The 24382-nt window shown below is 37.8% G+C and carries 17 protein-coding genes; 9 read left to right on the plus strand and 8 right to left on the minus strand.

What is annotated here, in order from left to right:
• Positions 1–612: 612 nt before the first annotated feature.
• The 6 genes from gyrA to dnaA form a co-directional block, all read right to left on the minus strand.
• Positions 613–3180: a DNA gyrase subunit A gene (gene gyrA / locus ACEN4I_RS11575; protein WP_407097265.1), complete on the minus strand. Its 2568-nt coding sequence runs from the start codon at positions 3178–3180 to the stop codon at positions 613–615.
• A 16-nt stretch (positions 3181–3196) separates the two neighbouring features.
• Positions 3197–5122, minus strand: coding sequence for a DNA topoisomerase (ATP-hydrolyzing) subunit B (gene gyrB, locus ACEN4I_RS11580; protein ID WP_407097298.1), 1926 nt, complete (start codon positions 5120–5122; stop codon positions 3197–3199).
• 14 nt (positions 5123–5136) lie between these two features.
• Positions 5137–6258: a DNA replication/repair protein RecF gene (gene recF / locus ACEN4I_RS11585; protein WP_407103055.1), complete on the minus strand. Its 1122-nt coding sequence runs from the start codon at positions 6256–6258 to the stop codon at positions 5137–5139.
• Positions 6258–6506 (minus strand): S4 domain-containing protein YaaA, encoded by a 249-nt coding sequence (yaaA, locus tag ACEN4I_RS11590; RefSeq protein ID WP_407097267.1) that lies wholly within the window; start codon positions 6504–6506, stop codon positions 6258–6260. The genes recF and yaaA overlap by 1 nt, the downstream gene beginning before the upstream one ends.
• 343 nt (positions 6507–6849) lie before the next feature.
• Positions 6850–7992 carry a DNA polymerase III subunit beta gene (dnaN, locus tag ACEN4I_RS11595; RefSeq protein ID WP_407097268.1) on the minus strand — a complete coding sequence of 381 codons (1143 nt, stop codon included), beginning with the start codon at positions 7990–7992 and terminating at the stop codon, positions 6850–6852.
• Between the two features lie 190 nt (positions 7993–8182).
• Complete coding sequence (gene dnaA / locus ACEN4I_RS11600; RefSeq protein ID WP_407097269.1) at positions 8183–9520, minus strand: chromosomal replication initiator protein DnaA; 1338 nt, start codon at positions 9518–9520, stop codon at positions 8183–8185.
• Between the two features lie 1058 nt (positions 9521–10578).
• Between dnaA and rpmH the strand changes: the two genes are divergently transcribed.
• From rpmH to treC, 6 genes are all read left to right on the plus strand, one after another.
• Complete coding sequence (gene rpmH, locus ACEN4I_RS11605) at positions 10579–10713, plus strand: 50S ribosomal protein L34 (protein WP_007725519.1); 135 nt, start codon at positions 10579–10581, stop codon at positions 10711–10713.
• Between the two features lie 125 nt (positions 10714–10838).
• Entirely contained in the window at positions 10839–11180 is a 342-nt protein-coding gene (gene rnpA, locus ACEN4I_RS11610; protein ID WP_407103056.1) for a ribonuclease P protein component, read from the plus strand.
• 22 nt (positions 11181–11202) lie between these two features.
• Positions 11203–12048: a membrane protein insertase YidC gene (gene yidC, locus ACEN4I_RS11615; protein ID WP_407103057.1), complete on the plus strand. Its 846-nt coding sequence runs from the start codon at positions 11203–11205 to the stop codon at positions 12046–12048.
• 56 nt (positions 12049–12104) lie between these two features.
• On the plus strand, positions 12105–12917 hold the full coding sequence (gene jag / locus ACEN4I_RS11620) for an RNA-binding cell elongation regulator Jag/EloR (RefSeq protein WP_407097271.1): 813 nt from the start codon (positions 12105–12107) through the stop codon (positions 12915–12917).
• A 421-nt stretch (positions 12918–13338) separates the two neighbouring features.
• A complete protein-coding gene (gene treP / locus ACEN4I_RS11625) occupies positions 13339–14841 on the plus strand; it encodes a PTS system trehalose-specific EIIBC component (protein ID WP_407097272.1) in 1503 nt (500 codons plus the stop codon).
• 37 nt (positions 14842–14878) lie between these two features.
• Positions 14879–16534 carry an alpha,alpha-phosphotrehalase gene (gene treC / locus ACEN4I_RS11630; RefSeq protein WP_407103058.1) on the plus strand — a complete coding sequence of 552 codons (1656 nt, stop codon included), beginning with the start codon at positions 14879–14881 and terminating at the stop codon, positions 16532–16534.
• 529 nt (positions 16535–17063) lie between these two features.
• Here treC and treR read toward each other — a convergent pair.
• Positions 17064–17777 carry a trehalose operon repressor gene (treR, locus tag ACEN4I_RS11635; RefSeq protein ID WP_407097274.1) on the minus strand — a complete coding sequence of 238 codons (714 nt, stop codon included), beginning with the start codon at positions 17775–17777 and terminating at the stop codon, positions 17064–17066.
• A 343-nt stretch (positions 17778–18120) separates the two neighbouring features.
• Here treR and mnmE point away from each other — a divergent pair, with 343 nt between their 5' ends.
• From mnmE to ACEN4I_RS11650, 3 genes are all read left to right on the plus strand, one after another.
• Complete coding sequence (gene mnmE / locus ACEN4I_RS11640) at positions 18121–19509, plus strand: tRNA uridine-5-carboxymethylaminomethyl(34) synthesis GTPase MnmE (protein ID WP_407097275.1); 1389 nt, start codon at positions 18121–18123, stop codon at positions 19507–19509.
• A gap of 33 nt (positions 19510–19542) precedes the next feature.
• The gene (gene mnmG, locus ACEN4I_RS11645; protein WP_407103059.1) at positions 19543–21432 is read left to right on the plus strand and encodes a tRNA uridine-5-carboxymethylaminomethyl(34) synthesis enzyme MnmG; all 1890 of its coding nucleotides are present in this window, start codon (positions 19543–19545) and stop codon (positions 21430–21432) included.
• Positions 21433–21987: 555 nt separating this feature from the next.
• Positions 21988–23364 (plus strand): Xaa-Pro aminopeptidase, encoded by a 1377-nt coding sequence (locus ACEN4I_RS11650; RefSeq protein WP_407103060.1) that lies wholly within the window; start codon positions 21988–21990, stop codon positions 23362–23364.
• Positions 23365–23490: 126 nt separating this feature from the next.
• Here the strand turns inward: ACEN4I_RS11650 and ACEN4I_RS11655 are convergent, their stop codons facing one another.
• Complete coding sequence (locus ACEN4I_RS11655) at positions 23491–24312, minus strand: ZIP family metal transporter (RefSeq protein WP_407103061.1); 822 nt, start codon at positions 24310–24312, stop codon at positions 23491–23493.
• Positions 24313–24382: the final 70 nt, after the last annotated feature.

The raw sequence follows: 24382 nt of genomic DNA on the forward strand, positions 1-24382 counted from the left end.
CTAAATGTCGTGATACACGTTATACGCATGAAAAGTACTTTCTCCCAAAAAAATTAAGGTCTTCTTTTTAAACCGCTCTCTTAATGAGTAGGGGCGTCTCTATGAGGTGAAATTTCCTCCGGGATGGACGGGTTTGCTTGCGGAAAGCCATGGGACCGTCTGGAGCCTGTAGTCTCCAGACTTTCAAGCTTCAAACGGAATCGTAAGCGCTGAAGCGCCAACGCTCCGTAATTCACATTTCATCTTTTACATGGCTACAAGCAACCCCTATTCCTCCAGAAATATCACGGGTCTCAAACGAGTCACAGCTTAAAAAGCGTGTCTAAATATTTCGGGAAGTTCAAAGAAAGCAGGTCTATCTCATAATGAAGACCGAAGTCTTTCACTTCACTCAACAGATGGAAAATCTCGTTCATGTCGCCCGCCTCCGCATTTTTCTTTTAGCAGAGCCGAGAGCATTCGTAATCTTATTTTTTATTTAAATTTTTTTATACGTATGATGTGGTCGTGATACTTCATTGATTTAGTCCAGAATAGTGTTCCAATATAAACGGTAAAAAAAGAGGACTGAATTTCGATATTCAGCCCTCTTTCTTTCTATACATGATTAATCTATTCTTCTGTATCTGCGTCTTCAGATTCAATCTCTTCAGCCATTTCTTCTTCTGAAAGAATTTCGATTTCACCATCTGAACCATTGATTACTTCGCTGGTATTTTTAGTATCTGCTGACAACTCTTCCTCTTCTTCCGGTTCTACTTTCGCCATAGAAGAAACTATCACGCCATCTGCTAGGCGCATCAAACGAACGCCTAATGTTGCACGTCCAGTTTGAGAAATAGTTCCTACGCCAATACGGATAATAATACCGGAGTTGGTGATCAGCATGACGTCTTCTTTTCCGTTAACTGTAGTTAAACCCACTAATTTACCATTTTTCTCAGTAATATTAGCTGTTTTGACCCCTTTACCTCCGCGTCCGCGAATAGCATATTCGCTTGCAGCAGTACGTTTACCGTATCCTTTTTCAGTAATGATCAATACTTCAGAGTCTTCTTTCAGTAGATCCATACCGACTACGTAATCATCTTCTGCTACGCGAATACCACGAACTCCTCGGGCAGTACGTCCCATATTACGAACTTTGCTTTCATGGAAGCTTACTGCTAGTCCTTCATGAGTTCCAATAATGATGTTTTGGTTTCCATCAGTTACAGAAACTGTCATCAGTTCATCATCTTCATTTAGCGAGATAGCTTTCAAACCATTGCTGCGAATATTTGCAAATTCTGTTACAGCTGTCCGTTTAACCGTCCCTTTTCGAGTAGTAAAGAAAAGATATAACCCTTCTTCTGCTTCTCCTCGTACGTTGATGATAGCTTGGATGCTCTCTCCAGAATCAATGCCAAGTAAATTGATTGCTGGTATCCCTTTGGCAGTACGACCATACTCTGGAATCTCATACCCTTTAGACCGGTATACTTTTCCATTATTGGTAAAGAACAGCAATGTATCGTGAGTTGAACAAGATACTAAGGTTTCGATGAAATCATCATCGTGTACTCCCATACCCTGAACTCCGCGTCCGCCACGATTTTGGATTTTAAACTCAGAACTAGGAAGACGTTTAATATAACCATTGTTAGTTAATGTAATAACACTATTTTCTTCTTCGATTAAATCTTCATCTTCAATGCTCAACAATTCGCCTACTAGTAATTCAGTACGACGTTCATCTCCAAATTTAGCTTGAACCTCAGCCAATTCATCTTCAATGATCTTATGAATTCGTTCAGGTCTGGCTAGTATGTCAGCTAAATCGGCAATTAATGAAGACAACTCTAAATATTCGCCTTCAATTTTTTCACGTTCTAATCCAGTTAAACGGACCATACGCATATCTAAAATAGCTTGAGATTGTTTATCCGATAAATCGAAACGACTGATCAATGTTTGTTTAGCTAAATCAGCTGTTTGTGAACTGCGGATAATAGAAATAATTTCATCTATATGATCCAAAGCAATTCTTAAACCTTCTAAAATATGTGCTCTAGCTTCAGCTTTTTTCTTGTCAAAAGCTGTTCTTCTGCGAATAACGATTTCTTGGTGTTTTAAATATTCTTCAAGGATACTCTTCAAGCCAAGAACTTTTGGTTCACCATTCACAATAGCCAGCATGTTAAATCCAAAAGAAGTTTGCATAGAGGTCATCTTATACAAGTTATTTAATACTACACTCGCACTCACATCTCTTCGTACATCAATAACAATACGCATTCCATCACGGTCAGATTCATCCGCTAAGTCCGTGATTCCTTCTAACCGTTTCTCACGAGCTAATTCAGCGATGCGAGATACTAAGCGAGCTTTGTTGACCATATAAGGGATCTCAGAAACAATGATGCGTTCTCGTCCATTTTTTAATATTTCAATGTCCACTTTAGCCCGTAATGTAATTGAGCCTCTTCCAGTTTCGTAAGCTTTTCTGATTCCTGATTTTCCTATGACTAGACCGCCTGTTGGAAAGTCAGGACCAGGAACAGCTTCCATCAAGTCGGCTGTAGTAGCTTCTGGATTCTCCATCAAAATTTGCAAACCTGAAATGATTTCAGTTAAGTTATGCGGCGGGATATTTGTTGCCATCCCAACAGCAATACCTGTTGCTCCATTTACCAGTAAGTTTGGAAAGCGTGCAGGTAAAATCTCAGGCTCTCGTTCAGTACCGTCGTAGTTATCTATGAAGTCAATCGTATCTTTGTTGATATCTCTCAACATTTCCGTAGCTAATTTTGCCATACGTGCTTCAGTATAACGCATCGCCGCAGCGCCGTCACCATCGACGGAACCAAAGTTTCCATGTCCATCTACTAAAGGATAACGGTAACTAAAATCTTGTGACATCCGTACCATAGATTCATAGATCGCACTATCTCCATGAGGATGGTATTTCCCCATAACATCTCCTACAATACGTGCGGATTTTTTGTGTGCTTTATCTGGAGTTACTCCCAGCTCATTCATTCCATATAAAATACGACGGTGCACTGGTTTTAGTCCATCACGAACATCTGGTAATGCTCTAGCAACAATAACACTCATAGCATAATCAAGGAATGACGTACGCATTTCTTTTGACAAATTAATATCTTCTATTTTTCTATCGTAATTATTTTCTGTCATTTTTTCCCCTCCTTGATTAAATGTCTAAGTTCTGAACATATTTAGCATTGGTCTCAATAAAATCACGTCTGGGTTCTACTCGGTCACCCATCAACATATCTAAAACTTTATCTGCATCCGCTGCATCTTCTACCGTTACCCGCAACATTCTTCGGTGCTCAGGATTCATTGTTGTATCCCATAATTGTTCAGCATCCATCTCTCCAAGTCCTTTATAACGTTGGATAGAAGGTCGTGGACTAGCAGGAATCTCTTTCAAATAATTCTCTAGTTCTTCATCACTATCTAAATAGACTTCTTTTTTCCCTTGTTTTACTTGATACAAAGGTGGTTGAGCAATATAAACATAGCCCGCTTCTACGACTGGACGCATAAAACGATAGAATAAAGTTAAGAGTAATGTACGAATATGAGCGCCATCAACATCGGCATCGGTCATAATCACTAATTTATGGTAACGCGCTTTAGACACATCAAATTCTTCTCCAAAACCAGTCCCCATAGCTGTAAATAATGAACGAATCTCTTCATTCGCTAAAATACGATCTAATGAGGCTTTTTCAACGTTCAATATTTTACCACGAATCGGTAAAATGGCTTGGAAGATACGTGAACGGCCTTGTTTAGCAGAACCGCCCGCTGAATCCCCCTCAACGATGAATAATTCGCTGATTTCTGGATTTTTACTTGAACAGTCTGCTAATTTACCAGGTAAATTGCTGATCTCCAGTCCACTCTTCTTACGCGTCACTTCTCTTGCTCGTTTAGCAGCTAAACGAGCTTTTGCCGCCAGTAAACCTTTCTCAACGATTTTTTTAGCCGTTTGCGGATTTTCCATCAAAAAGCGGTCAAAATGTGTAGAAAATAGGCGATCTGTTATAGTACGAGCTTCAGAATTTCCTAATTTTGTTTTTGTTTGTCCTTCAAATTGAGGATCCGGATGTTTGATAGAGACTACTACTGTTAATCCTTCACGTACATCGTCCCCGCTCAAATTGTCTTCGTTATCTTTCATCAATTTGTTTTTACGAGCGTAATCATTTACAACACGTGTCAAAGCTGTTTTGAACCCTGACTCATGTGTTCCACCTTCATAGGTATGGATATTGTTCGCAAAACTCATTAAATTAGAATGGTACCCGTCTGTATGCTGCATAGCAACTTCAACCGCGATACCTTCTTGTTCGCCTTCCAAGAAAATCGGTTCTGGATAAATAACCTCTTTATTTTCATTTAAAAACTCAACGTAACTTTTAATTCCGCCTTCATAAAAGTAATCGTATTTTTCTTGATCTGGATTGCGTTTGTCTTCGATTGATATAGACAAACCTCGATTTAAAAAGGCTAATTCACGAACGCGAATAGCTAATTTATCAAAATCAAATGTAGTTGTTTCTGTAAAAATCGTTGGATCCGGCATAAAATGAACGGTTGTTCCATGGCGATCAGTGTCTCCAATGATTTCTAAATCATTCATTACTGCTCCGCGCTCAAAAGCTTGGTGGTATATTTTTCCATCTTTATGAATATAAACATCTAAAGCAGAAGATAACGCATTAACAACAGAGGAACCTACCCCATGTAGACCACCTGAAACTTTGTATCCTCCACCGCCGAACTTTCCTCCAGCATGCAAAATGGTAAATACTGTTTCAACTGCTGGACGACCGGTTTTTTCTTGAATATCTACTGGAATCCCACGTCCATTATCCACAACAGTGATACTGTCATCCGCTTCAATAGTAATATCAATTTCATCCGCAAATCCTGCTAGAGCTTCATCGATCGAATTATCTACGATCTCCCATACTAAATGGTGTAAACCTTCTTTACTTGTTGAACCAATATACATACCAGGGCGTTTACGTACAGCTTCTAATCCTTCTAATACTTGGATTTGGCTTGCATTATAGTCCTTTGCAAGATCAGCTCTGCTTCTCATTTCCTCTGCCACGCTTATTCACTCTCCATTTCTACTTGTCCTTGATCGATATTAAAAACTCTTGGAGCTTCGATAAGGTTTTTCTCAATGCCATCTAAACTAGTGGTTGTTAAAAAAGTTTGTACTTTATTTTGAATCGCTTTTAATAAATGAGTTTGTCTGCTGTCATCTAATTCAGACAACACATCATCTAACAACAATACAGGATACTCACCGGTCATTTCCTGCATCAAATTGATCTCCGCCAGTTTTACACTCAGTGCAGTCGTTCGTTGTTGTCCTTGTGATCCATACGTCTGGACATTTTTTCCGTTGACATAAAACTTTAAATCATCTCGATGTGGACCAGTAAGCGTTGTACGTTGTTCTAATTCTCTTGTTTGGTTTGCTTTATACGTATCCATCAGATGGATATAATTAGCATCCTTATCAGTTGGATTCTCTAAAGGAACACTGGAATGATAGTGTATTTCCAGCACTTCTTTTTGTTTAGAGATCTCTTGATGGATAGTTTGAGCCCAATTTTGCAATTGTTCGACAAATAAAAAGCGCTCCGCCAAAATCGAAGCTCCGTGGGCAGCCATTTGTTCAGTTAACACTTCTAAAAAGGTTAAATCTGAAGCTTGTTTCATACTCAACTGTTTTAAATACAGATTCCGCGACTTTAACAAGTGCTGGTACTCTACTAAATGGTGCAAATAAACGGGATTCATTTGTCCCAGTTCCATATCCACAAATTTACGCCGCACAGAAGGAGAACCTTTCACTAGAGACAAATCTTCCGGGGCAAATAAAATCACATTCAAATTTCCGATATAAGAGCTCAACTTTTTCTGCTCTAAATGGTTGAATCTCGCTTGCTTGCCTTTTTTGGACAAAACGATTTCCAAGGGAAAAGAAGAATTCTTTTTCTGGACTCTGCCGCTGATTTTAGCAAAATCTTTTTCCCATTGAATCAGTTCTTTATCACTTGAAGTCCGATGGCTTCTAGCCATCGCAAGAACATAGATAGCTTCCATCAAATTGGTCTTTCCTTGAGCATTTTCTCCCAAAAAAACATTGATTCCATTTGAAAAAGTTACCTCAGCATCTGCATAATTTCGATAATTCGTCAGTTTCATTTCATTGATATACATTAGCGCGATTCCTCAGAAAGTTCTTCTGAAGATTCATGTTGAATAAAATACGTTCCTTCACCTGGAATTTCTACGATCGATCCAGGAAAAATCTTCTTGCCTCTGCGATTTTCCAACTCATTGTCTAAAAAGACACTGTTTTCTGCTAAAAAATGTTTAGCCATGCCGCCGCTTGAAATAATATCGACATGTTTCAGCAATTGTCCTAATGTAATATATTCGCTGTCTATTAAGACCGTTTCTTTCATCTTGTCACCTGCTTTTCAATAAAATAAGCGTGGAACGTAAAAATCCACGCAAATCTCTTTTATGTCTTGGTTTTATTATACTCCTTTTTCGGCTATTTTACAAATTTATCTTAAAATAAACGTGTTTCTTTCGTTTTTACCTAAAAAACGTCTAAACTACCTAAATGGACCGAAAATAGCTAGAAACGAAAAATTTGCCTATATAAATCTATGCACATAAAAAAACACAGTCTGAGATAAAAAGTCTCGAACTGTGTTTTTTTTAATTATTTGATTGATAAATATGCAACAAAATCGGTTTGCTTTAAGTTTTGTGTGTTTATAACCGTCTTACGCAAAGCCCTTAAAATGTGCGTACTGGCGTAATCAGTTGAACAAATTCTTTTCCGTCTTCCGATGGCACGATGACAAATGGGCGGATTGGAGATGTAAATTTAATCAAAATATCTGATTGTCCAAATGTTCTTAGTGCATCTTTCATATAATCCGGATTAAATGATAGTTCGATTGCTTCCCCTTCAAATGATTGAAAGTTGATTTCTTCTTGGACATTTCCAATTTCAGGAGAATTTCCAGAAATTTCCACTCTATCTTTTGATACAGCTAGCTTAACGACATTGTTTTTTCCTTCATGAGAAAGAAGCGAAGCACGTTCAATAGACCCAAGTAAAGAATTCGCATTAAAAACAACACTTGTAGAAGATGTATCAGGAATCAAACGTTGTGTTTCAGGATAAATCCCTTCTAACAATCGTGTATAAAAATATAAATTCTCTGTTTTAAACAATACCTGATTTTCGGTGATCATCATTTCAGCAGTTTCGGCATCTTCTTCTAGAATTTTAGAAAGTTCCGTTAAACTTTTTCCAGGAATAATGATTTTGTATTTCTGTTGTGCTTGTTCTTCACTCATTGTCAAAGGGATGATCCGTTGACTTAAACGGTGGCTGTCTGTTGCTACAGCAGATAATGTTTGGTTTTCGATAACGATATTGACCCCTGTCAAAATTGGGCGGCTTTCATGAGTAGACGTTGCAATAACCGTTTGTGAGATCACTTGTTTGAATAAATTAACATTCAAAATAAAAGATTCATTGCTGTCAATAACTGGTAAATGTGGGTAATTATTTGGATCCAGTCCATTGATCGTAAATGAAGCTGATGCTGAAGTGATTTGTGTTTGGAAATGATCCAATACTTCAATAGTCATTTTGTCATCTGGTAATTTTCGAACGATTTCGTTGAAGAAACGGGCTTGAAGAATAATACCCCCTGTTTTTTCAATGTTCAATTGATTTTTGTCATCTTCAACAGGGATAAAAGCTTCAATTGAAATATCTGAATCGCTACCTGTTAAGGTAAGTCCTTCTTGGGAAGCAATGATTTTAACACCTGTAAGAATAGGGATCGTTGTTTTTGACGAAATAGCTCTTTGTACGTCAGCTAAGTTGTTTAAAAAAGCACTTCGATGAATTGTAAATTTCATAAATTAACCTCCGACTGTTTAGTTTTAATAGAGTAATTACTTTAGTAATAGTAGTAGGGCTTGTTGATACTGTGGATAACGCACATGAACCCAAACGACAGAGACTTTTACACATGTTGATAACTTGTGTAAAAGCTCGGGAAAACTCAACGAGTTATCCACATGTTAAAAAAGAGATTTATTTCCTTTATCAACTAAATGTTTTTTTCAATTCGCTGATTTCTTTTTTTAACTGATCATTTGTCGTCAAAGCTTGCGCAATTTTTTCATACGCATGAATAACGGTCGTATGATCTTTTCCTCCAAATTCAGCCCCAATCTTAGGCAATGAGCTGGAAGTCAATTCTCTAGATAAGTACATTGCGATCTGACGTGGCAAAACAATGGATTTCACTCGCTTTTTACCTTTCAAATCAACCATCGAAATTTGATAATATTTGCTGACAACAGATTGGATATCTTTGATCGTAATGGTTGTGGGTTTAGAAGATGGAAGCATGCTTTTTAGTGCATCAGCTGCTAAACTTGTCGTAATTTCTTGACTCACGATCGCGGCATAAGCTTGAACGCGTACTAAAGCTCCTTCGAGTTCGCGAATGTTTGAATCGATTTGTCCTGCAATGTAGCTTAACGTATCATCCGGAATCTCTAATCTTTCAGCATTAGCTTTTTTACGCAAAATAGCGATACGTGTTTCTAAATCTGGCGGTGTGATATCAACAGATAACCCCCATGCAAAGCGAGATACAAGACGTTCTTGTAATTTTGGTATTTCATTAGGCAGCCGATCACTTGTTAAAACGATTTGTTTGCGATCATCGTATAAAGCATTGAACGTATGGAAGAATTCTTCCTGCGTTCCTTCTTTATCTGCAAAAAATTGAATATCATCTACCAATAATAAGTCTACATTCCGGTACTCTTGACGAAATTTTTCTTGTGTTTTGTTTTGAATTGAATTAATGAAATCATTGGCAAAAGTTTCACTACTTACATATTTAATTTTTGCATCTGGATTCAATAATAACATTTGATGACCAATAGCATGCATCAAATGGGTTTTTCCTAAACCAACTCCTCCATAAAAGAACAATGGATTGTAAATAGTACCAGGTTCCTCAGCTACAACTAAAGCTGCGGCATGGGCCATTTGATTTCCTTTACCAATAACAAAAGTATCAAATGTGTATTTGTCATTTAACAAGGCATTCTTTTTGAATGGATTTTTTTGTTCTATAGATGTTGCAGAAGATTCTTTTTGTGCAGCAATAGCCTCTTCCTCATTTTTGATCACGAAAATTGGGGATAACTCTTGTCCGGAAAATTCATAAATATTTTCTACGATTCTCGTAGTCAGGTTGTTTTCCCAATATTCTTTGTGCAGCGACGAAGGAACTTCAACGATCACATGTTTGTCCGTCAAACGGATTGGGTTGGCAGATTCTATCCAAGTATCATAACTTACTTTAGAGAGTGAATCTTTAAATTTTTCTTTTAAATAGTTCCATAGAGAATGCAAGTCATCCAACAGAAAACCTCCTTTTAAAAATAAGAGCCAGAAAAGCTCCAGTACTTCATTAGTATTTTTGCTATTTTGTTTGTAAATAGGTTGAGAAAGAAATTACTTCCTGTTTAAAGTTCTCATTTCAATAAGTATGGCTCTAATTCATTTAGATCTATTCCTTATTGTTCCATGTATTTAAATATCAAAGAGAGCTTTTCCACACATTTTAAGGAAATGGTAAAACCAGCCACACTCCTAGATAATATCTTTTTCTATTCTAGCACGATAAATAAAAGTTTTCCACAAGTACTTTCCACCTGTTGAAAATATATCCAGACGAGGTGTATAAAGTTATCCACAAGGCAAAAAGAACAGGTGGATAACTTGGATTTTCTTTTTTTATCCCAGAAAAATTGTGGATAAAAATTCAGATTAAAAGCTTTTGTATCAATGGTTACGAGAGTTTTCCACAAATTTAACAAAAGAAAAGCGACAGCCTAGTAACAAGTTGTTGGTATGTGCATAAGTGCGGGAAAACATGGTGGAGAAGTTTATTAAATAAAAATGGCAAAAACAGAGTATGGGGATAGAAAAATAGGTGTGTGGATAACTATAGAGCAAGAAAAAGCACAGAGAAGGCCTGAAAAAATGTTCATTGTTTAACAATCGCTTATTAATTCGTGAGCAATCTCCTTCGGAAAAACTGGAATCAAAAAAGAAAAAAATTGAAAAAGGTCAAAATAAAAATATTTTTAGGAATTGCTAAAAAGAAGCGCTATAAAATGCAAATGAACTATTCTTCTATATATAAATAAAAAATAGCTGCAGTGTGCCTAGGACTGATCGATACTCATCGCATAATGGATTTTTTTAGACAAAAGGATAAAAAAAAGTGACAAATATGAGAAAATGCTAAAAAGTTGTTTTATGTTTATTTCATTTATGATATGATATCTTAGTGAATGATTGAAATTGGGTAGATGTCCTTGACAAGTCTAATTTTTATCATTAGAATGTTCAAGACTGTCTTTAAAAATCCTAATAATTTTAAGAAAGATAGTTTTTCAGGAGGTGTAACACGCATGAAAAGAACTTACCAACCTAAAAAGCGTAAACGTCAAAAAGTACATGGTTTCCGTAAACGTATGAGTACTAAAAATGGACGTAATGTATTGCAAAGTAGACGCCGTAAAGGCAGAAAAGTATTGTCTGCATAAGATCACTGACCGTCTCAGTGGTCTTTTTTTTCTATTTTTTATGCAAAGGGGCAGACTGTATCAAAAATTTGAATGAGTCACTAGGTCTCTATAAAAAAGATTTGTAAGATGAGGGAATGAACGTTATGAGGAAAGCTTATCGTGTAAAAAAAGAAACCGAATTTCAAAAAGTCTTTCATCACGGAAAATCCACAGCAAATCGTCAGTTTGTTGTTTATGTATTAAAGAAAGAAAATCAGCCTCATTTTAGAGTTGGACTTTCTGTTGGGAAAAAAATAGGCAATGCAGTTGTAAGAAATGCAGTAAAACGCAAAGTTCGGCAAAGTCTAACTGAACTGAAGCCGGAACTAAAAGCAGATAAAGATTTTATTGTTATTGCCCGTAAGCCGACAGCGACTATGTCGACGAGTGAAATCAAAAAAAGTTTGATTCACGTTCTGAAGTTAGCTAAAATGTTGGATAAATGAAGAGAAGTGGAGGAAATACAGCGTGAAAAAGCGTAAGCGATTACTTCTTTTATTAGGAATGTTGGGACTGACTGTAGTCTTAGCAGCATGTGGTACAAGTCCGATTACAAGTGACAGTACTGGTTTTTTTGATCGATATGTTATCTATAACTTTTCACAAGTTATTATTTGGTTGTCTAATTTATTTGGAGGAAATTATGGGATCGGTATTATTGCCTTTACCTTGATTATTCGAATCATTCTTTTGCCTCTTACTTATTACCAAACAAAGAGTAGTCGTAAGATGACAGATGTACAACCGCAATTAAAAGCTTTGCAAGAAAAATATTCTTCTAAAGATGCTGAAACAAAAGAAAAATTACAAGCCGAAACATCTAAGTTATATGAAGAAGCAGGAGTGAATCCTGTAGCAGGTTGTTTACCTCTATTGATTCAAATGCCTGTGTTGATTGCATTGTACCAATCAATTAATCGTACGGAAGTATTAAGTACAGGTGATTTCTTATGGGCAAACTTAGGAACACCGGATCCATACTTCATTTTACCAGTCTTGGCAGCTCTATTAACTTTAGCTACATCTAAGTTATCTAGTATGAGTCAAGCAGGTTCTAACCCGACAACGGCTATTATGACATACATGATGCCGATCATGATTTTATTCATCAGTATTTCATTACCAAGTGCTGTTTCATTGTACTTTGTAGTAAGTAATGGATTCTCTGTGGCTCAAACACTGTTGTTCAACAATCCATTTAAAATAAAAAAAGAGCGACAAGAAAAAGAAGACGCAGAAAGACAACGAGAAAAAGATCGTCAACGAGCGTTGAAATTAGCACAAAAAACAAAACGTAATGTGAAGAAAAAATAGTAGTTTAGGTTATAAAATCTTTATGATTATCTAACAGTTTTGAATGGAGGATAGATATGGATAAGTATACCGCAAAAGCCCCTACTGCTGAGGAAGCTGTTGACAAAGCTTTACGCACTTTAGGAATTAGTAAAGAGGAAGCTTCTATTGAGGTTATTGAAGAAGGGAAAAAAGGGTTTCTTGGATTCGGTCAAAAAGATGCGATCGTTACAGTCAGAAATAAATCTGCTGTTAGAGTAGAAAAGGATATTTTTACTGACACAGACGAAGCCGTACCAGAAAAGACTGAAGATAGTGAAGCTGAACTTCCCCATGTTACAATAACTGCTGAAGCTGAGAAGGGTCCTAATGAAGTAAATGATATGGAAGAATCCACTGACTTCAATGAAGATATCAATACTAGAAACGATAGCCAAGCTATTGAGACGGTATCTGATTATTTAGTAGATGTCGTTGCAAAACTTGGTGCTCCAGCGACCATTAGTGTTGAGCAAAAAGAAAAACAAGTCATTTTTCATTTAGATTCTCAAAAAGCAGGGGTCATCATTGGAAAGCATGGAAAAGTTTTGAATGCACTTCAATCTCTGGCACAAGTATTGCTGCACCGTCAAGCAAAAACGAAGATGGTTGCTGTAGTCAATGTGGGAGATTATCGAGAACGTCGGGAAGCTATTCTAAAACGTTTAGCAGAACGTACGGCATCAAAAGTGGAACAAACGAACCAACCAGTGTTCCTAGAACCTATGCCGGCTTTCGAAAGAAAGGTCATACATTATTATCTCAGTCAAAACGAATGGGTAACCACTCATTCAGAAGGCAGAGAGCCACATCGTTATTTGGTAGTAGAACCTTCGGATAAACAAATATAATCATTCAATCTTTAAACGCAGAAGTCTTCATCAAAGAATTCACTTTGATGAAGGCTTTTTTTTGCATAAATAAGGGAAGCGAGCTACATTAAAACTAAAGAAACGAAAGGAGCGTGAAAGGTATCTGTGACTGTTTTACGGTACCGTCATTCTTTTAAAGTCCCCATAGTAAACATCTCTTCGCTAACCAGACAAGTTCATCGTCCGAGCACTTAAGCCACTCTCTCATTTCAACAAACCAAGGAAAATAACAATCTAAAAATAGTGAATCTATCCCTTTATTGTAGAGGAAAGCTGAACAAAATCGAAACTTGTTTTTAAAACGCTTGCAATAATAATAAAAAACGTTATAATAAACTTGTATATACAAGTTAAATAATTTTTTTCAGCACTTATTACATTTTTTTAAGGAGGAAACAAGATGGCAGATTTTAAGCAAGATGCAAAACAGTTGCTTGAGGATATTGGTGGATCAGATAACATTTCAGCTGTTACTCATTGTGCGACACGTATGCGGTTTGTATTGAACGATCCGAGCAAGGCAGACAACAAAAAGATCGAAAAAATTCCAGCAGTAAAGGGTACCTTTACACAAGCAGGACAATATCAGGTTATTATTGGAAATGATGTAGCTACTTTTTACAATGAATTTGAAAAGGTTTCCGGAAAATCCGGCGTTTCAAAAGATGATGTGAAAAAAGCCAGTAAGCAAAACCAAAACCTATTGCAACGTGCAATGTCGGTATTGGCAGAAGTTTTCTCACCTATTATTCCAGCAATCGTTGTTGGGGGTCTTATTTTAGGGTTCCGTAATATTTTGGAAGCCATTCCAATGGAAACACTTGGACAAGCAATAGTAGATGGTGTACCACAAGTTAATGCAGCTGGAGACCCTATTTACAATACGATCGTTCAAGTATCTCAATTCTGGAATGGGGTTAACTCTTTCTTATGGCTGATTGGTGAAGCGATCTTCCACTTCTTGCCAGTAGGAATCACGTGGAGTATTGCTAAGAAAATGGGAACAACACAAATTCTTGGTATTGTACTTGGTATTACATTAGTATCTCCACAATTATTAAATGCTTATGGAGTAGCTGAAGCAACAGAGATTCCATTTTGGGACTTTGGGTTCTTCCAAATCGATATGATCGGTTACCAAGCTCAAGTTATTCCGGCGATGTTGGCTGGTTTCGTATTGGCTTACTTGGAACTGGGTTTACGTAAAATCATCCCGCAAGCCATCTCGATGATTTTTGTTCCGTTATTTGCATTAGTACCGACAGTATTGATTGCTCACACGGTTTTAGGACCAATTGGCTGGCAAATTGGAGACTGGATCTCAAATGTTGTCTACTCTGGTTTGACAGGTTCATTCAGTTGGTTGTTTGGTCTATTATTTGGAACATTCTACTCGCCACTGGTTATTACTGGATTGCACCATATGACAAATGCAATCGACTTGCAGTTAGTAGCTGACTTTGGCGGAACAAACTTATGGCCGATGATCGCTTTATCTAATATTGCTCAAGGTTCAGCAGTATTGGCGATTATCTTCATCAACCGCGACAACAAAGAAGAACGCGATATTTCAATCCCAGCAGCTATTTCTTGTTACTTGGGAGTTACTGAACCGGCGATGTTCGGTATCAATATTAAATATGCGTACCCGTTCTTTGCAGCGATGATTGGTTCAGGAATTGCCGGGTTGGTCGCATCTATCTTTAACGTAACAGCAAACTCAATTGGTGTTGGTGGACTTCCAGGTATCTTGTCTATCCAAAATCAATATTGGGTAATTTTCCTAGTTTGTATGGCTATCGCTATCGTAGTACCTTTTGTATTGACATTTGTATTCAGCAAAAACAAACGATTCAGCAAAATGGGAATCGATGATCTACCACAACCTAAATTAGGTTCGTAATCAAGAAATTAATCAACTATAAGAAGGCAGGGATTCTGTGAGTAACATGCATGAAAAAGTCGTTTATCAAATTTATCCAAAGTCATTTAATGATTCGGACGGAAATGGAGTAGGGGATCTAAGGGGGATCATTGAAAAAATTCCTTATTTAGCAAGACTAGGTGTAGACATGTTATGGCTTAATCCATTCTTTATTTCACCACAAAACGATAATGGCTATGATGTTGCACATTATACAGAAATAGACCCATTATTTGGAACAATGGCTGATTTTGATGAGTTGGTATCTAAAGCAAAAGAAAATGGTATGGGACTTATGCTGGATATGGTGCTGAACCATACTTCTACAGAACATGAATGGTTTCAAAAAGCTTTGGCTGGAGAGAAGAAATACCAAGATTACTATATTTTAAGAGAAGCGAAAGCGGACGGCAGTTTGCCTACAAACTGGGCTTCCAAATTCGGAGGTCCATCATGGTCAAAATTTGGAGATACTGATCAATATTATCTGCACCTTTACGATGTTACCCAAGCTGACTTAGATTGGCGTAATCCTGAAGTGCGCGAAGAGCTCTTTAGCATCGTGAACTTCTGGCTGGAAAAAGGCGTAAAAGGGTTTCGTTTTGATGTGATCAATGTTATCGGTAAAGATGAAGTACTGTTGGATGCAGAAGACGGTATAGGGAAAGCACGTTATACTGACAGACCAATCGCACATGAATTTCTGCGTGAATTGAACCAACGCACATTTGGCCGATATGAAGACATCATGACAGTTGGAGAAATGTCTTCTACGACAGTGCCGAATGGAGTTCAATACTCTAATCCAGAAAATGAAGAGCTGTCTATGATTTTTAGTTTCCATCATTTGAAAGTGGATTACGTTGAGGGCGAAAAATGGACTAAAATGGACTTTGATTTCATGGAATTAAAGAGAATATTGGATGAGTGGCAAGATGGGATGTCAAAAGGGAATGGATGGAATGCCTTGTTCTGGAACAACCATGACCAACCCAGATCAATCAGTCGCTTTGGGGATCCGGTAAATCATTTTGAAGCCTCGGCTAAACTTCATGCTCAAACCATTCATTTACTAAGAGGAACTCCTTATGTTTATCAAGGCGAAGAAATTGGGATGACCAATCCGAATTATTCCGATATTCAAGATTTTGCGGATGTTGAAACCCTCAATGCCTATAAAGAACTATCTGAAAAAGGTATGCAACATGAAGAAATTATGGAAATCATCAGAGATAAATCGAGAGACAACAGTCGCACACCGATGCAATGGACAAATGAATTGAATGCTGGTTTTACAACTGGGGAACCTTGGTTGAAAGTGACTGATAATTTTCATGAAATCAATGTTGAAAATGAATTAGCAAACGGTTCGATTATAGAATACTACAAACGATTGATTGCTTTAAGAAAAGAAATGAAAGTTATTTCTGAAGGCAGCTATCGTGGAATAATGATGGATCATCCCAACGTCTACGCTTATGTAAGAGAATATGAAGGGCAGCAGTTATTAGTGCTGAACCATTTCTATGCTGATCCGGTAGCGATCGATGTTCCTGAAGAATTTCAAAACCGTAGTAGTAAATTCCTTATTGGTAATGGAGAAGAACGATCATTAGGTTCTTCCATTACTTTGGGAGCTTATGAAACGGCAGCTTACTTGTTTGAAAAATAAGTGTTAGAACAAAACAAAATGAGAACACCCTAAAATGCGGACTCTATAGTCTCATTTTAGGGTGTTTTCTGTTAAATGAATGGGTATTTGCTTAGTGCAGGTATGAAGTTCTGGACAATAGCGTGGTAAAAGGCCGTTAGCTGACTTGTGAGAAATATTCTGGCACTCACAAGTCAGGTTTATCTCTTAAAGCTGACTTGTGCCTCAGATTTTCATCTCCACAAGTCAGATAAAGAAGAGTTACCTGACTTGTGGCAATGATTTTGAGATCGATAAGTCAGGTAAGAGAATGCAGCCCTCCTGATAGGCATAAAAAGCAGAGACAACGGCAGGGTTGTTAAACAAGTTGGCTTTGTCCGCTCGCTTAAGGTAAATAGACAACAAAACACACTCCCTGCTGAACAAAATCGTTCATAGTTTTGGGAGTGTGTTTTAGTTTGTGCTCTGTAGACGAGCTGGACAAGGCAACTTAAACGCCTTGTCCAGCTCTCTTCTTATAGCCAGTAGTCTAAGCGCTCTGCTCCAATCTCTAGGGTGTTTTTCTTCTGGCGAAGTCTACAAATCTGAATTTATCGAGTCTGTGGCGGGATTCGGTGTATTGGAAAAATCGAGTGTCTTCTAAATATACCGTACTCCTGACTACGACTACATGAGAATCGTTGTGTAAGTCCATCAATAGCTTGTCATCTTTAGTAATTGGCTCAACCGTAAATTCTTTTTGAGCGTATCCGATTGTTAGTCCTAATCCATCTTCGATATAACGGTATAAGGAATTTTCAGCTTCTTTATCAGGTATCTGTGGAATGATGGAGGTCATTAAGTAGTCTTTATCTAAAATCACGCATTCGCCATCTACTTGACGCTGACGTTCAATATAATGGACTTCTGTGTCCGCAGGCATACCGAGTTGTTGAATAACGTGTTTGGGCAGTAATTGACGCTGATTCGCTGTCAGAATCGTCTTACCAGTTATATGTTGTGTTTCTTGCAGTTCTTTATAGCTTGTTAAACCAGAGACTGGGAAATTAAATCTTTTAACATCTAAAACGATGGAGCCTTTTCCTTGCTGTTTTTGAATGTATCCGCTTTCTAACAATAAGACCAAAGCCTTTCGTATTGTTTCACGGGAAACATTGTAATTTACAGCTAGTTTGTTTTCGCTTGGCAAAAGTTCGCCTGGTTTGTAACGTTGATTTAATATATCTGCCTCAAGGTCTAAATAAATTTCATGGAATTTATTCATATCATTAACCTCGCAATCCTTTATTCATCAATAGTTTACCACATTTAGAGACTAAATTCTTTAACTAGGCGCGTGTTGTAAATGAATTTATGGCAAAAAAGATAAGATTGCTTCAAAATATGAAAAAAAGTCTTCGAATTTATTGACAAAAAGTTAGAGACCTTGTATTATGCTTAAGGATGTAGGATTTATAGTTCTCTACAAGAATGCTCACTAATTAAATAAATTTATCTAAAGGATAAAAAGTAGTCAAAGTGCTTTATCCATTTCTAATTTGAACAGTTCAAATCAAGGGGTGGAGTGGGCACTTTTTTCGTGCAAAAAAATAAAGGAGTGAACGAGTTTGTCATTAGAATTTGATACTATTGCAGCTATTTCAACACCGCCTGGAGAAGGGGCTATCGGGATCGTCCGTTTAAGTGGAGAAGACGCGATAACTATTGCAGACAGTGTTTATCAACTAGGTTCAAAACAATTAAAAGATCAAGACAGCCATACGATTCACTATGGCCACATCGCTAATCCCAAGACAAATAAGACAGTCGATGAAGTGATGGTAACCATCATGCGTGCGCCAAAAACATTTACCAGAGAAGATGTCGTTGAAATCAACTGTCACGGCGGGATATTAGCTGTCAATCAAGTATTGCAAACGGTATTGCATAATGGCGCTCGTTTAGCTGAACCTGGTGAATTTACGAAACGTGCTTTCTTGAATGGTCGAATCGATCTATCTCAAGCAGAAGCTGTGATGGACTTGATACGTGCTAAAACAGATAAAGCAATGAATGTAGCTTTGCAACAATTGGACGGAAACTTGTCTAATTTAATTCGCAATTTACGTTCAGAAATATTGGATACTTTGGCCCAAGTAGAAGTGAATATTGATTATCCTGAATATGATGATGTAGAAGAAATGACTTCTATCTTGCTGATCGAAAAAGCGAAGCAAGTCAAAGCACATATCCAGCAATTATTGGAAACAGCGAGTCAAGGGAAAATTTTAAGAGAGGGATTAGCTACAGCAATCATTGGTCGTCCAAATGTAGGGAAATCCAGCCTGTTGAACCATTTGCTGCGTGAAGAAAAAGCAATTGTAACCGAAATAGCGGGGACGACACGGGATGTTATTGAAGAGTACGTGAGTGTTAAAGGCGTTCCGTTACGATTGATCGATACGGCGGGAATCCGGGAAACAGAAGATATCATTGAACGAATCGGTGTTGAACGGAGTCGTAAAGCGTTAGTAGACGCAGATTTGATTTTATTGGTGTTCAACCAAAATGAACCGTTGACCGATGAAGACAAAGCGTTGATCGAAGTGACAAACCACAACAACCGAATTGTTATCTTAAACAAAATGGACTTGCCCAACAAATTAGATTTAGAACAATTAGAGTTCCTAGTAGGAGAAGACACAATCGTTAAAACGTCTGTCTTGACTCAAGTAGGAGTAGATGTACTGGAACAAAAAATAGCGGATCTGTTTTTCTCAGGAAACACGGGAGAAAAAGATGCGACTTACGTATCGAACGTACGCCACATTGCTTTATTGAATGAAGCGGAAGAAGCATTAGACAGCGTGATTGAAGGAGTAGAGGACGGCATGCCTGTCGACCTTGTCCAAATCGATATGACACGCTGTTGGGACTTATTAGGCGAAATTACCGGAGACAGTGTTCAAGACGAACTGTTAACTCAATTGTTCTCCCAATTCTGTTTAGGAAAATAAAAATGCTGTGGATGAAAAAGAGAGGATGTTTAGATGAACCAATACGAAGCAGGATATTATGATGTTATTGTTGTTGGAGCAGGTCATGCAGGATCAGAAGCTGCCTTAGCTGCAGCACGCATGGGCTCAAAAACGTTGTTGATTACTATCAATTTGGATATGGTTGCCTTTATGCCTTGTAATCCATCCATTGGAGGACCAGCTAAAGGTGTAGTAGTGCGTGAAATCGATGCATTAGGCGGAGAAATGGGCCGCAACATCGATAAAACGTACATTCAAATGCGGATGTTGAACACATCAAAAGGACCGGCTGTTAGAGCTTTACGTGCGCAAGCAGACAAATTTATGTATGCCAATGAAATGAAAAAAACGATTGAACAAGAAGAAAACTTGGATTTAAAACAAGGGATAGCTGAAGAATTAGTCATTGAAGATGGCGTTGCAAAAGGAATTATCACCAATACTGGTGCTGTTTATCGAGCTGGAGCAGTTATCTTAACTGCTGGGACATCTTCACGCGGAGAAATTATTATTGGAGAACTGAAATATTCTTCAGGTCCCAACAATTCTCAACCTTCAATCAAATTATCTGAAAGTTTATTGGAGCACGGCTTTGAATTGAACCGATTCAAAACAGGAACGCCACCGCGTGTAAATGCTTCAACAATCGATTACAGTGTCACAACTGAACAACCGGGTGATGAAGAAGCCAATCATTTTAGTTATGAAACGCCAAACAGTGCGTATTTGAAAGATCAGTTGTCTTGTTTCTTAACGTATACGAATGAAAGAACGCATGAGATTATTCAGAATAATTTGCACCGTGCACCGATGTTCACAGGAATCGTTGAAGGTGTAGGCGCACGTTACTGTCCATCGATCGAGGATAAAATTGTACGTTTCAGCGATAAACCACGTCATCAATTGTTCTTAGAACCAGAAGGCCGGAACACAGAGGAAGTTTATGTTCAAGGCTTATCTACGTCACTTCCTGAAGATGTTCAAGAAGAGATTTTACATTCCATTGCCGGTTTGGAAAATGCTCGTATGATGCGTACAGGATATGCGATTGAGTATGATGTAATCACTCCATACCAATTACGTCCATCTTTAGAAACGAAGAAAATTGAAAACTTATTTACAGCTGGTCAAATGAACGGAACATCTGGTTATGAAGAAGCAGCTGGACAAGGGATTATTGCTGGTATTAATGCGGCGTTGAAGGTTCAAGGAAAAGAACCGGTAATATTGAAACGCAGTGAAGGGTACATTGGCGTGATGATTGATGACTTGGTGACAAAAGGAACGAATGAGCCGTATCGTTTGTTAACGTCTCGCGCTGAATACCGTTTATTATTGCGTCATGACAATGCTGATTTACGTCTGACTCAATTAGGTTACGATATTGGTTTAGTCACACAAGAACGTTACGATACATTTTTAGTGAAAAAGGCTCAAATCGAAGGCGAAGTAGAACGATTAAGCAACATTCGGTTAAAACCTACAGCTGAGATCCAAGCTTTCTTAGCAGAAAAAGGAAAAGCACCGTTGAAAGATGGTATTTTAGCGATCGATTTCTTGCGTCGTCCAGAGATCAGCTTCAAAGATTTGATGTACTTTGCTGGAGATGATATTGAATTGCCTGAAGATGTGCAAGAACAAGTCTCTATTCAAGTGAAATATGAAGGTTACATTGCAAAAGCAGTTAATAAAGTGGATAAACTGAAACGCATGGAAAATAAACGTATTCCTGAAAATATTGATTACCGTGCCATCAATGGTTTAGCTACAGAAGCGAAAGAAAAATTGATTAAGATTCAACCTGAAACGATTGCTCAAGCAAGCCGGATCAGTGGTGTAAATCCTTCTGATATTTCGATATTGATGGTTTATGTAGAACAAGGAAAAATCGCAAAAGTGTAAGAAAATTTAGTCTCTTCATCTTCTAACGTTGGTAAAGAAATTTCCTCCGGCCTATGGGGTCGCTTATAGAACGCCATGGGAATCCCTTGATCCGAAAACCGCGTCTCAAGACTTGCAAGCTTTGCCGAAGCCGTTGGAGCGCTAGCGACGTACGGATATGGTATGCGCAGCGCAGCGGAGAACAAACCCCGTGTAAAAGCTGAAGCTTAACTCGGGGTAATTCTCATTGCATCCTTTTCATGGCTATAAGCAACCCCATATTCCTCCAGAAATTTCTAGAACTGAGTTTCTAATAGATTTAGAGTTAGAAAGAAGTGTATTTTCTACTTACCAACGTCAAATGTTGTAGAATCAAAATTCAACCGTGAGTTATGGCGAAAATCAAACAGGTGCCACTAAGAAAACAATTTTTCTTAGTGGGGCCTGTTTTTTCGCTCTAAATAAGAAGGCTGACGCAGCTAAAAGGTAACTTTCAGGAATGAGGGCAAAATAATGGTCGAATATGATATAATGTAGGTTAAGTTAGCGTTCTCAAAGAAAGGAAGAGAAAGAAGAATGAAAATCGATGTTATGAAAGTGAAAGCACCTATTTTGGATCATTCAGGTATTCCTGTTATGTTGACGGATGAAACGATTGAAGAGCGGAAGCAAAAAGTGAGACAATTGATGAAAGATTTTGGCTATAGTTCTTTGATTATTTATGCAGATAAAGAACATGGGAGCAACTTTGAGTATTTAGTTGGTTTTATTCCTCGCTTTGAAGAAGCTTTATTGGTTTTTAATGCAGACGGGAGCGCTCATTTGATTTTAGGAAATGAGAACTCTAATAAAGTTTCCTATTCGCGTATTAAAGCAGAAGGGCAGAAATGCTCATTATTTTCTCTGCCTAATCAGCCAATGGGAGACAGTAGTGAATTAACAGAATGTTTAAAAAAGGTTTCGTTAGATAAAAGCGAAAAAGTAGGACTGGTAGGCTGGAAACTGATGCCGGACACTTTAGGCAAGTCATTTGATCTACCGTATTTTGTTCTTGAAGCTGTTCGATCGATTGTAACAGATGATAAGTTACACAACGCTACCGGCTTATTTATCGGTCCTGTAGATGGAGCACGTACCACAAACAATGCAAATGAGATAGCTCATTATGAATTTGGAGCTTCCTTAGCTTCAGACGGTGTACTAGAAAGTATGAACAAGCTGCAAGTTGGAGTCGTGGAAACAGAAATAGGGAACTATTTGAATCGCGCTGGGCAATACAATAACGTTGTCACCATTTCAGCATTTGGTCCTCGTTTTGTGAAGGGGAATTTATACCCTACCGATAATAAACTAGAAAAAGGCGAAAAAGTTGCCTTAACAGTAGGATATAGAGGTGGTTTGTCTAGCCGATCAGGTTACGCTGTATCCAATAGAGATGAATTGGAAGCTGTAGACAAAAATTATTTTGATGAAGTAGTAAAACCTTATTTTTCGGCCTATCACTTCTGGCTTCAAAATATTGAGATCGGAAAAAATGGTGGGGATTTTTACCAAGAATTTGAAAAGTTTTATCCTCAAGCAACATACGGTTGGGAATTGTGTCCAGGACATCTAACAGCTGATGAAGAATGGTTGTCCTCGCCCTTTTATGCTGGTTCAAAAGCAACTATTCAAAGCGGAATGATATTTCAAGTTGATTTTATCCCTTCACAAGAAGGACACAATGGCATTTCAGCAGAAAGCACCGTTGCTTTAGCGGATGAGCAATTAAGAAAAGAGATTGCATCTAATTATCCGAAATTGTGGAAGCGTATTGAGGCAAGAAGGAACTATTTAGCCGAAGAGTTGAATATTCAATTAGACGCATCAGTTCTTCCTCTAGCGAGTACATTAGGGTACTATCGTCCGTTCTTACTCAATAAGGATTTCGCGTTAGGGATAAAAGAAAACTAAATGGACTATTACTAAAAAATACTGAACTTGTTTCAACCAAAAACCTTTTATCTAAAGAAACGCACAAACTGCCCCCTATAAGAAACAGCTTGTTAAAAGCTTGTTCATTATAGGGAGCAGTTTTTTTTAACCTAAAGCAACGTCTAGAACCATCATCACAGCAAATCCAATCATTAAGGACAGGGTAGCAATATCATTGTTCCCATTTGTTTGAGATTCAGGAATCAATTGTTCTACTACTACGAAGATCATAGCTCCTGCAGCAAATGCTAAGGCATAAGGTAAGATAGCTGCCATGGAGATAACTGCTACAGCACCAATAACAGCAGCAATCGGTTCTACGATAGCGGATAATTGACCCAGATTAAAGGCTTTCCAACGGCTGTTTCCAGCAGCACGAATCGGCATGGACAAAGCGGAGCCTTCTGGTATATTTTGAATCCCGATTCCTAAAGCAAGTCCAATCGCGCTTAAGAAAGCATCTCCATTAGCTGCTCCTGCAACAGTTGCTCCAAAAGCAACCCCTACAGACAACCCTTCAGGAATGTTGTGAATCGTAACGGCTAAAAAGAGCAATAAATTTTTGGAAGCTTTTGTTTTTGGACCTTCACTATGTTCGATAGGTTCTTCCAAATGCAGATGGGGAATGACCACATCGATCAATCTTAAAAAGAATCCTCCCACTAAAAACCCAACTGCTGCTGGAACCCAAGACCAAGTGCCGTAACCATTTTGTTCTGCATAAGAAATAGAGGGGGCTAGTAATGACCAAAATGATGCAGCAATCATGACACCAGCTGCAAAACCATTCATAGAATCAAGAAATTTGCGATTGATATCCTTAAATAAAAAGACAAAAGCTGAACCAAATATTGTACAACCCCATGTAAATAATCCTGCTATAAGTGCTTGTAGTACAGGGTGAAACGATGAAAATGTTTCAAGCATATTCTTTCCTCCTTGATAAACACCATTTTTATTAGATTAAAGATAAAGCGTGCCTAAAAATTTAAATGGA

This window comes from Desemzia sp. FAM 23990 (assembly GCF_045528485.1).
Taxonomy (GTDB): Bacteria; Bacillota; Bacilli; order Lactobacillales; family Carnobacteriaceae; genus Desemzia.

What these genes read in the sequence shown, in the direction of transcription:
- gyrB (WP_407097298.1), bottom strand. Translation starts at nt 5,122, where the DNA reads ATGAGAAGCAGAGCTGATCTTGCAAAGGACTATAATGCAAGCCAAATC.
- yaaA (WP_407097267.1), bottom strand. Translation starts at nt 6,506, where the DNA reads ATGAAAGAAACGGTCTTAATAGACAGCGAATATATTACATTAGGACAA.
- ACEN4I_RS11650 (WP_407103060.1), top strand. Translation starts at nt 21,988, where the DNA reads ATGAAAATCGATGTTATGAAAGTGAAAGCACCTATTTTGGATCATTCA.
- rpmH (WP_007725519.1), top strand. Translation starts at nt 10,579, where the DNA reads ATGAAAAGAACTTACCAACCTAAAAAGCGTAAACGTCAAAAAGTACAT.
- treP (WP_407097272.1), top strand. Translation starts at nt 13,339, where the DNA reads ATGGCAGATTTTAAGCAAGATGCAAAACAGTTGCTTGAGGATATTGGT.
- jag (WP_407097271.1), top strand. Translation starts at nt 12,105, where the DNA reads ATGGATAAGTATACCGCAAAAGCCCCTACTGCTGAGGAAGCTGTTGAC.
- rnpA (WP_407103056.1), top strand. Translation starts at nt 10,839, where the DNA reads ATGAGGAAAGCTTATCGTGTAAAAAAAGAAACCGAATTTCAAAAAGTC.
- treR (WP_407097274.1), bottom strand. Translation starts at nt 17,777, where the DNA reads ATGAATAAATTCCATGAAATTTATTTAGACCTTGAGGCAGATATATTA.
- mnmG (WP_407103059.1), top strand. Translation starts at nt 19,543, where the DNA reads ATGAACCAATACGAAGCAGGATATTATGATGTTATTGTTGTTGGAGCA.
- dnaN (WP_407097268.1), bottom strand. Translation starts at nt 7,992, where the DNA reads ATGAAATTTACAATTCATCGAAGTGCTTTTTTAAACAACTTAGCTGAC.
- ACEN4I_RS11655 (WP_407103061.1), bottom strand. Translation starts at nt 24,312, where the DNA reads ATGCTTGAAACATTTTCATCGTTTCACCCTGTACTACAAGCACTTATA.
- gyrA (WP_407097265.1), bottom strand. Translation starts at nt 3,180, where the DNA reads ATGACAGAAAATAATTACGATAGAAAAATAGAAGATATTAATTTGTCA.
- recF (WP_407103055.1), bottom strand. Translation starts at nt 6,258, where the DNA reads ATGTATATCAATGAAATGAAACTGACGAATTATCGAAATTATGCAGAT.